The sequence below is a fragment of the Rhodopirellula maiorica SM1 genome (assembly GCF_000346295.1).
Lineage (GTDB): Bacteria > Planctomycetota > Planctomycetia > Pirellulales > Pirellulaceae > Novipirellula > Novipirellula maiorica.
Window position 1 is genome coordinate 1 of the sequence record NZ_ANOG01000527.1, and the last position, 9,020, is coordinate 9,020.

Annotated in this window: 6 protein-coding genes; 2 read left to right on the forward strand and 4 right to left on the reverse strand. The window is 56.1% G+C overall.

Annotated features, from left to right (window positions below; translation table 11 throughout):
• The first annotated feature begins 873 nt into the window (after positions 1 to 873).
• A complete protein-coding gene (locus tag RMSM_RS16755) occupies positions 874 to 2,235 on the forward strand; it encodes a c-type cytochrome (RefSeq protein ID WP_008698625.1) in 1,362 nt (453 codons plus the stop codon).
• Positions 2,236 to 2,256: 21 nt separating this feature from the next.
• On the opposite strand, the gene RMSM_RS16760 is transcribed toward RMSM_RS16755, so the two are convergent.
• The 4 genes from RMSM_RS16760 to thrC form a co-directional block, all read right to left on the reverse strand.
• Positions 2,257 to 3,435, reverse strand: coding sequence for a sialidase family protein (locus RMSM_RS16760; RefSeq protein WP_008698627.1), 1,179 nt, complete (start codon positions 3,433 to 3,435; stop codon positions 2,257 to 2,259).
• Positions 3,432 to 5,006, reverse strand: coding sequence for a glycerol-3-phosphate dehydrogenase/oxidase (locus tag RMSM_RS16765; RefSeq protein WP_040767544.1), 1,575 nt, complete (start codon positions 5,004 to 5,006; stop codon positions 3,432 to 3,434). The genes RMSM_RS16760 and RMSM_RS16765 overlap by 4 nt, the downstream gene beginning before the upstream one ends.
• A gap of 44 nt (positions 5,007 to 5,050) precedes the next feature.
• Positions 5,051 to 6,541, reverse strand: coding sequence for a glycerol kinase GlpK (gene glpK, locus RMSM_RS16770; RefSeq protein ID WP_008698631.1), 1,491 nt, complete (start codon positions 6,539 to 6,541; stop codon positions 5,051 to 5,053).
• Between the two features lie 405 nt (positions 6,542 to 6,946).
• On the reverse strand, positions 6,947 to 8,428 hold the full coding sequence (gene thrC / locus RMSM_RS16775; protein ID WP_236622175.1) for a threonine synthase: 1,482 nt from the start codon (positions 8,426 to 8,428) through the stop codon (positions 6,947 to 6,949).
• Between the two features lie 191 nt (positions 8,429 to 8,619).
• Between thrC and RMSM_RS16780 the strand changes: the two genes are divergently transcribed.
• Positions 8,620 to 9,020, forward strand: a 401-nt coding sequence (locus RMSM_RS16780; RefSeq protein WP_008698634.1) for a signal peptidase II, incomplete at its 3' end; no start/stop codon positions are given.

Here is a 9,020-nt window from a genome sequence, read left to right on the forward strand (position 1 = left end):
TTCCAATTCGTACTTCGTCAATTCTACCGTGTGCACTTCGATCGCGTTGGATATCTCTCTGCCACTTTCCCGGTCGAGCATCTGGAATCGATGGTGGGCTGGCTTTTGTGTTCAAACAAAAAGTAAACGCCAGCTTGTTGCGGTTCTTCGCCCGCACTGCGCGGGGCAACGATATTGGGCCCGAGTTCGGTCTTAATCGTCAGGATGTTATTTCCCAGTGTCGCTGGTCGCTTCGCTCCGATGCATCGGGCGAAACGCTCGTAATTTAGTTTCAGCACTTTTGACTTGTCCGCGGTTCGGTCACAACGCCCCCACCCCATCGGTCTCGGCGGAACATCGCGTCCCAGATCTGGCCTCAGCGAAGCCTTGACCACGCTGCAATGAAAATTGGCAAAATGATTGTCGGCAAAATAATTAAAAACCAAACCATCTCGAGCTTGGGAATCATTTTGCCAAATAATCATTCTGCCAAATCCCCGCACCCTGCAAGCGTCGTGTAGCGGAACTTGTCAACGACTTGTTGAATTAATCGAAACGCGAACCGCAGCCGTGAGCCGCAAGTTACCGGGGAATGCGCGAGACCCGGTCGCTCACGCGTCGCGGCTCATTCAATCAACAAGCCCTCGGGAGTTTCGGGGGATTCCGTTGTGGGACGAAAAGTCACGCACGACTTCCGCTACGTCAAAAAAACACGAAGGCTCTAGAAGAAATCGTTCACGACATTAGGCGAGAACCCGGAAACGAGCTGTTTCCGAACAGACGGAATTCAAGATTATTGGCGCAAATTAAAGTTCCGCCGGTTTGATTTCCTGTTGGTTCGCGGTAAGACGGTTTGTGGGTCTACGCTCGTTGTCTCGGCGGTATAATAAGTCCATGTGGAAACAAACTCTTAATATTGTTTTTGTCCTGATTAGTTGCTCCGCGGCCATCTCGCACGCGGAAGATGCCGATGCGATCGCACGCGGCTACCGATTGCTGACGGAAACGCCGCTTTTACCGGGGGATTTTCATCAACGGGTGATCGATGACGTCTGGCGGAGCTGGCCAGAACCGCTTCGCAGCCAGGCCGAAAAAGCGACGCCCGAGCAGCGACGTGAGATGACGTATTCGCGTTATGGGTTGACCACGCGTCCAGGCGACGATTCCGGTAAACCGCTGCAGTATGTCGTTGACGACAACGGCCATTGGACGATGAATTGTTTTTCATGTCACGGCGGCAGCGTTTATGGAAAACCGACGCCTGGGGCGCCGAACAATCGCTTTGCGCTGCAGACGATGACCGAAGAAGTCAGGCGAACCAAGTTTCGTATCGGCGAACCAATGTCGCGGATGGACTTGGGCGCGCTGTTTATTCCGCTGGGGACGACCAACGGGACGACCAACGCGGTGGTCTTTGGGATGGGGCTGATGCACCAGCGAGACGAGCAACTCAATGTTGTGAACCGTCCTCCGGTGCCGTTTGTGCATCATGACATGGACGCGCCGCCGTGGTGGCATTTCTACAAGCGTCCGTACATTTACATCGATGGCTTTGCTCAAAAAGGGCATCGTGGTTTGATGCAGTTCATGCTGGTGCCTGAGAACGGGCCCGAGTTTTTTCGCGAGCACGAAGATGAATTTCGTGATATCTATGCCTACATGTCATCACTGCGTCCGCCCAAATACGACGGTGTTGTCGACGCCGACCTAGTCAAGGTTGGCAAAGGTATCTTCGAACGCAATTGTGCCGAGTGTCATGGCACGTACGGCGATGATTCCGAGTACCCTAATCGCCGGATTCCACTGGACGAAATCGGCACCGATCCGGTTCGAGCCGAAGCGTTGACCCGAGAGGGCCGAGCCAAATATGCTCGCAGCTGGTTTGCGCACGCGGGCGAGGAAGACGAGCAGCAGACGATTGTTGAGCTTGACGGATACGTCGCCCCGCCGCTGGATGGCGTTTGGGCCAGCGCCCCCTATTTTCATAACGGCAGCGTGCCAACATTGTGGCACGTCTTGCACCCGAGCGAGCGACCGACCGTGTGGCGACCGGTGAGCGAAGCGATGGACGAGCAGCGAGTGGGGCTGACGATCGAATTGGCCGAAAAGATGCCGGTGACGCAGCCCGACGTTGCGATTCGTCGCAGCTATTTCGACACCCGTCGCTTTGGTAAAAGCAATGCCGGGCATACTTATCCTGATCTTCTAAGCGAAGCGGAAAAGACCGCCGTGCTGGAATATCTCAAGACACTGTGATGCCGGCCGACGAGTCACGCGTCAGTCGTTCAGTCGCCAGCGGGCTTGACGTAAAACGGCTTTGGGGTGGCCTGGGACCGCTTCGTACCAAACGCTGAGAAGACTTCCGTCACCGAGTTGGGCGGTGCTGGGGTAACCGAGGTCCCCGTTGGCTCCGTCGTCTGAAATCACAACCGGTGGACTCCAGCTCGCCCCCTCGTCGTCGCTCACGCGAGCTTGGTTGCCGAAAGGTTGGCGGCGATGGCCGTAACTCATCAACAACCGTCCGTCTCGCAATTTGGTGAGAAAGGAGGGGAGTCCCCAAACGCCGATCGAATGAGGCGTTGTCCACGTTTCGCCTCCATCGGTTGATTCGCACTGCAATGTTTCGCCTTTGTTGTTGGCATTGTGGTTGCGAATGTGCGCAATGATCTTGCCGTTATCGGTTTCAACGGCATGCAGTTCGTGATAGTTTTGGACGCTATCGCCATCGCGAGCAGGAATCTCGCTTAGCCATTGCCAGCTTGCTCCGTCGTCGCTGGATTGGCTCACACCAATTTTGCGTTCCTTGCTCCAAAGTTGCTTTCCGGCGTATAGCAGCCGACCATCGGCGAGTTGGGTCGGCCCGTGAGGGCTGTTAACGATCGTTGGATACCGCTCGGACCAAGTGATGCCGCCATCGGTAGATCGGATCATCCATTCGCCCAATTCCGCTTGGCGTTGTTTCTCGGTGATCCGATGATGCACGGCGTTCCAGCGATCGAGTTTCTCCGCTGGCCACGCGGCGGGATCTTTTGCGGTCCGTTTCATCGCTGCCCGAAGTCCCGGTTCATAGGCGAGCGAGGTAAAGGTGGTCACCAGCAGCGTTCCGTTTGCCGTTTCCGTAATCCCCGCATCTCGGTCATCGCTTGCTCCGTCCAGGATGGTGCGTGGCCAGCTCCATGTTTCACCGTCGTCATCGGATCGCATCATTTCGACTCGGCCAAAGGGGCAAACGTGTTGTTCACGTCCGCCCGACCAAACCACAATCAATTGACCGTTCAATCGCCGAGTCAAGGTTGGCCAGCCGTTGTAATATTGCGGCGTTTTACTGATGATTCGCAGGTTGAGAGAGGCGGTGTCCGCATGGACAAACCGGTTTTGCCCCAACAGAGCGAGACCCGACGCAGCGACGGTTTGATGGAAAGATCGCCGAGTCAGAAACGGTTTTTTTTGATTCATGTGCTCTTCGGGGGTAAATAGTGCTCAGCCACGTTGCGAAAATCGCGGAGTTGTTCGTCGATCCATGCTTGGTCTCGATTCAGCTCCGCAGCCATCTGTTGTGCCACCTCGTAAGCGATGTCCAGTGCTGCTTGAGCGTTTAGGAACAGCGAGCGTGTTCGTCGCGCCAGCACGTCCTCGATCGTGCGTGCCATTTCATGGCGAACCGCCCAGACCACATCCGATCCGCGAATGGTCAGCGAGGTGTGGAGCAGTTTGGCGAGGTCGGGGGATTCGCTCTCGAGTTGTTCGATCGATTCCAGATCCACGCCGTAATAAGAACGCGAGTCGGATCTGACATTGGATGCTTCGATAAAACCGTGCAGATGCATCGATTGGGTGACGCACGGTTTCGCGGAAAGGTACTTCTCGCGAACGACGCGGTCGACGCAGTCTTCGGCCATCTTACGAACCGTTGTCCATTTGCCACCGGTGATGGTGACGAGTCCCGAGTCAGAGACGCGGATCGTGTGATCGCGTGAGAGCGAGGCGGTTCTCGCTGATTTGTCGCCTTTGACCAGCGGCCGGATGCCGACAAATACGCTGAGAACATCGCCATGCGTCGGAGCGTCGGTCAAGTATTCGGCGGTGGTATCGAGCAGGAACTGGATTTCTTCTGCCTTGGCAGTTGGTTCGAGCGTCGGCGTTTCGATCGGGGTATCGGTTGTCCCAATCACGGCATGACCATGCCACGGGATGATGAAGATGACACGTCCGTCGGACGTTTTGGGAACGATCATCGCCGTGTCGCCAGGAAAAAAATGACGCGGCAAGACGATATGGACGCCTTGGCTGGTGGACAGCATCTTTTCGTCACCCGGTTCGTCCATTTCTCGGATGCTATCGCAAAAGGGGCCCGCCGCGTTGACGATGCATTTGGCCCGGATCGTCCACTGCTCGCCTGATTCATGATCCTTGGCGATCACCCCATCGAGATCGCCCAGTGAATCTTTGCTCAACGCATCAACCGAGGCGTAATTGATCAGGCAAGCACCATGATCGGTCGCCGTCGTGGCCATATTGATTAGCAGTCGTGTGTCGTCGAATTGGCCATCGTGGTAAATCACGCCTCCTTTGGATGCGGTGGATTTGAGCACGGGGATGTGTATCCGAGATTCTTGGTCCGAAACGCCATGCGAGCGGCTAAAATTGTTACCGGCGGCCAGAAAGTCGTAGAGTTTTAGTCCGGTACCATAAAAGAATCGTTGCCAACGATTCTTGCAGGGGATCAAAAACGGCATGTCGTGGACAAGGTGTGGTGCGTTGGCTCGCAACAGGCTCCGCTCCCGCAGCGCGTCACGGACCAGCGTGATGTTTCCCTGTTCCAAATACCTGACTCCTCCATGAACCAGTTTCGTACTGCGGCTGGACGTCCCTTTACCAAAATCGGATTGTTCCAACAGCAGCACATTCAGGCCTCGCGAGGCGGCGTCCATCGCGATCCCGACTCCGGTTGCTCCGCCGCCGATGATCAAAATGTCCCACGGTTCTTGCCGCTGGTGCAAGCGTTTGACCGCATGGTCTCGGTTCATGCCCGAGGAGTGAGGCCCCGATGGTTTATTGCCTTGAAAGTCCATCAGTGTTGCTCCCAAGATCGAGCCCGTCCGAGCGCATCGGCCCAGCGGTCGCGGCGATGTTTTGCTTCGGCGGGAGCCATTTTTGGGGTGAAGACTCGTTCGGTTTGCCAGACGTCGTCGATGTCGTCCAGATCCTTCCAAAACCCGCTGGCCAGTCCCGCCAGGTAGGCGGCTCCAAGGGCGGTGGTTTCGAGCACCTTGGGCCGCACGACAGGGATTTGCATGATGTCGGCTTGAAATTGCATCAGCAGATCGTTGGCTGCCGCGCCGCCGTCAACGCGAAGTTCCGCGATTTTGGTCCCCGCGTCCTGTTGCATTGCGTCCAGAACATCGGCCACTTGGAATGCAATCCCTTCGAGTGCGGCTCGCGCAATATGTGCTCGCGTGGTTCCCCGAGACAATCCCACGATCGTTCCACGGGCATAAGCGTCCCAATGTGGCGCGCCGAGTCCTGCTAGCGCAGGGACCAAATAAACGCCGTCCGAATCGGTTACACTTGACGCAAGCGGTTCGATCTCCGCCGAGGATTCAATGATCCCCAGTCCGTCACGCAGCCATTGGACAATCGCGCCGGCAATAAAGATGCTGCCCTCAAGTGCATATTGATGCTTCGCATCGGCCGTACACGCGACTGTGGTCAGTAATTTGCATTTGGATGCCCACGGTTTTTCACCAATGTTCATCAACATGAAGCATCCGGTGCCGTACGTATTCTTTGCCATCCCGACTTGAGTGCAGTTTTGTCCAAACAGGGCGGATTGTTGATCGCCCGCCGCGCCACCAAGCGGGATAGCGCCGCCAAACAATTCCGGGTCGGTTTCGCCATACAAATGACTCGACGGAAACACCTCAGGCAGAACGCTGCGGGGAATTTTTAAGAGTTCACAAAGCTCGTCATCCCAATCATGTGTGTGGATGTCAAACAGCATCGTGCGTGACGCATTGCTGACGTCGGTGGCGTGCACGCGGCCGCCGGTCAATTTCCAGAACAGCCAGCTGTCGATCGTTCCAAACGCCAATTCACCTCGTTCGGCTCGATCTCGCGCTCCTTCGACATTGTCCAACAGCCAACGTAATTTCGAGGCACAGAAATAGGCATCGATCAGCAAGCCCGTTTTGTTCGCGATCATTTCGAGGTGTCCCGCATCGCGTAGCGAGTCACAAAATTCGGCGGTCCGGCGGTCTTGCCACACAATCGCGTGATGAATCGGTTCGCCCGTCGCACGGTCCCACAGCAGCGTCGTTTCGCGTTGGTTTGTAATCCCGATCGCGGCAATTTCACTCGGATCGAGTTGGCACTGTTGAATTACCTCGCGGCCGACGGCAAGTTGAGATTCCCAGATCTCGTTCGCATCGTGTTCAACCCAGCCTGATTTGGGGTAATGCTGAGTGAACTCGCGTCGAGCCGTGCCGAGAATTGTCCCGGAGCGATCGAAAGCGATTGCACGCGAGCTAGTCGTGCCTTGATCGAATGCTAGAACCGTTTTCATAGGGGGGCGCACGGCAAAGTGTGAAGGTGGGAGGAGACGGGCAGAGTTTTATCGTAACGGTTTTGCGCAGCGCAAGTGGTCGCGGCTTACCGCATCCCTGAAAAACTTGATGAAAATCCGAAATGCACCGGATGCAGAACCGATGGCATGCGAGCTCGCGGCAGAGGCCGCGTCAGAAGCGTCTGGATTAGAGCCGACTTTGATGGTCGGCGATGGTCCCGCGTGTTTTCGGGAGGAGCAAGACGCAGCGTTGGATGGTCACTACGTGTCTCCGCACTTACGTAGCCTAGGCTTCCAGCCTGGGTAGCACGTCGAACCCAGGCTGGAAGCCTAGGCTACGTTTTGCAGCGAGTAAAACGTTCGAATTAGACCGGACGGCTTGAGCCGCACCGCTAAAGAAATCGACTACGAATACAGCTGGATCGCTTTGATGATGTCGTCCAGCTCGTTAGGGACCGCGATTGCCCGGTTCGCATGGCTCGCCTTGGTCACTCCGCGGCTGCCGAGTGTCTTATTGAACACTTCTTGGTCGGTGGTGTGGTAGGCGACCGTGGCGGTGGGGTCTTTCAGTTCGTGGCCGGTCAAGATGCACACGACGCGGTCGCTCGGTGCGATCACGCCTTCGCGGCGGAGCAGTTTGGCACCGGCGACGCTTGCGGCGGATGCTGGTTCACACCCAAATCCACCAGCACCGACCTTGGCCTTGGCATCGAGGATCTCTTGGTCGCTGACTTGTCGAACGACGCCGTCCATCGTGTCCAATGCACGCAAGCACTTTTTCAGATTCACAGGACGATTGATTTCGATCGCACTGGCGATCGTGTCGGCCTTTTTGCCTTCGCGGTCCATCAAGTCGTTGTACTCGCGAATGGGATCCATGTTCACGTGTCCACCGTTCCAGCGAACGCCACGACGTTCCACCAATTCGTACAGTGTGTCCGCACCCGACGCGTTGATCACGGCCAAGCGGGGCATGCGATCAATCAATCCGAGGGCTTTCAATTCGCTAAACGCTTTGCCAAACGCGCTGCTGTTGCCGAGGTTGCCACCGGGAACGACGATCCAATCGGGCACTTCCCAGCGAAGCGCTTCGAGGATCCGGAACATGATCGTTTTTTGACCTTCCAATCGAAACGGATTCACGCTGTTGACTAGGTAGATGCCCAGTTCTTGGGAGACCTGTTTGACCCGGATCATGGCGTCGTCAAAGTCGCCGGCGATCTGGACCGTCAACGCTCCGTAATCGAGTGCTTGGCTGAGCTTGCCGTACGAAATTTTGCCGCTGCCGATAAAAATGACCGCACGCATCAATCGCGTGGCGCTGCAGTACAGAGCAAGCGACGCGCTGGTGTTCCCGGTGCTGGCACAGGCCGCTCGTTTGGCTCCCATCATCGCGGCATGCGTCACCGCAGCACACATGCCATTGTCTTTAAAGCTGCCTGAGGGATTCATCCCCTCGTATTGCAGATGCAATTTGCCGTGGTTCATGCCGACATAGTCGCCGACCGAATCGGTTTGTTGCAGCAGCGTTTGGCCTTCGCCGACGGTGACAATTTTGTCTTGCGGGACAAACGGCAGCAATTCGTGGAACCGCCACACTCCGCTGAACCGAACCGGATTGGTTCGCTGGTTCCACATCGCCTCAAATTCGCTGAGTTTCTTCGGCAGGACGGCACGATCCCATTCGTAATCGATGTCCAACAGATCGCCGCACTTGTCGCACGATGTGCGGACGCTGTTGGCTTCGTACGTTGCACCACAGGTTGGGTTGATGCAGCGTTGAAAGGCGAGGTCCGTTTGCGGGGCGCTGGTCGAATTGGCGGTCTGCAACATGACGATGACGAAGTGAGGAGGAAATGGGAAATAAAATTGATTTGTGGATGGCATTCGGCGGTCGCGAAGCACCATCGCTGTTCAAAGTAGATCGGCACTGCGTCGCTGCCGCTAGATTCACTAATCACGAAGAAGTGAAAATATGCGGAAGATCACGATTGCGGAACCCGATCGCTCTGGGCAAACTCTGCTGCTAATTCTACTGTGAAAGGTTGACAAATCCGACCGCTGATTGATCTGAAAACATGGACGAACCCGATCGAAACCCTTCCAACATCCCGCCTCTCAGCTTGCCGAAGAACCGCGTGGTTATCTTTTTAGGGCTCGCCATTGTCGGTGCGATCGCCGATTTGTGGAGTAAACAAGCCATTTTTGCTTGGCGAGGCCTGCCGGGCCAAAAGGACATTTGGTGGCTGATCGATGGCTATTTTGGCATCGAAACGGCCGTCAATCTCGGAGCCGTGTTCGGGATCGGGCAAGGGCAGGGGGTGATTTTTGCCAGTTTGTCGGTTGTGGCCGGAATCGGAGTGTTGGTTTGGCTGTTCTGGTTCCGGGCCGCTCATTCGATGTGGCTGACCGTCGCTCTAGGGCTGATTAGCGGCGGAATTATTGGAAATCTGTACGATCGGCTGGGTCTGTGGTGGCA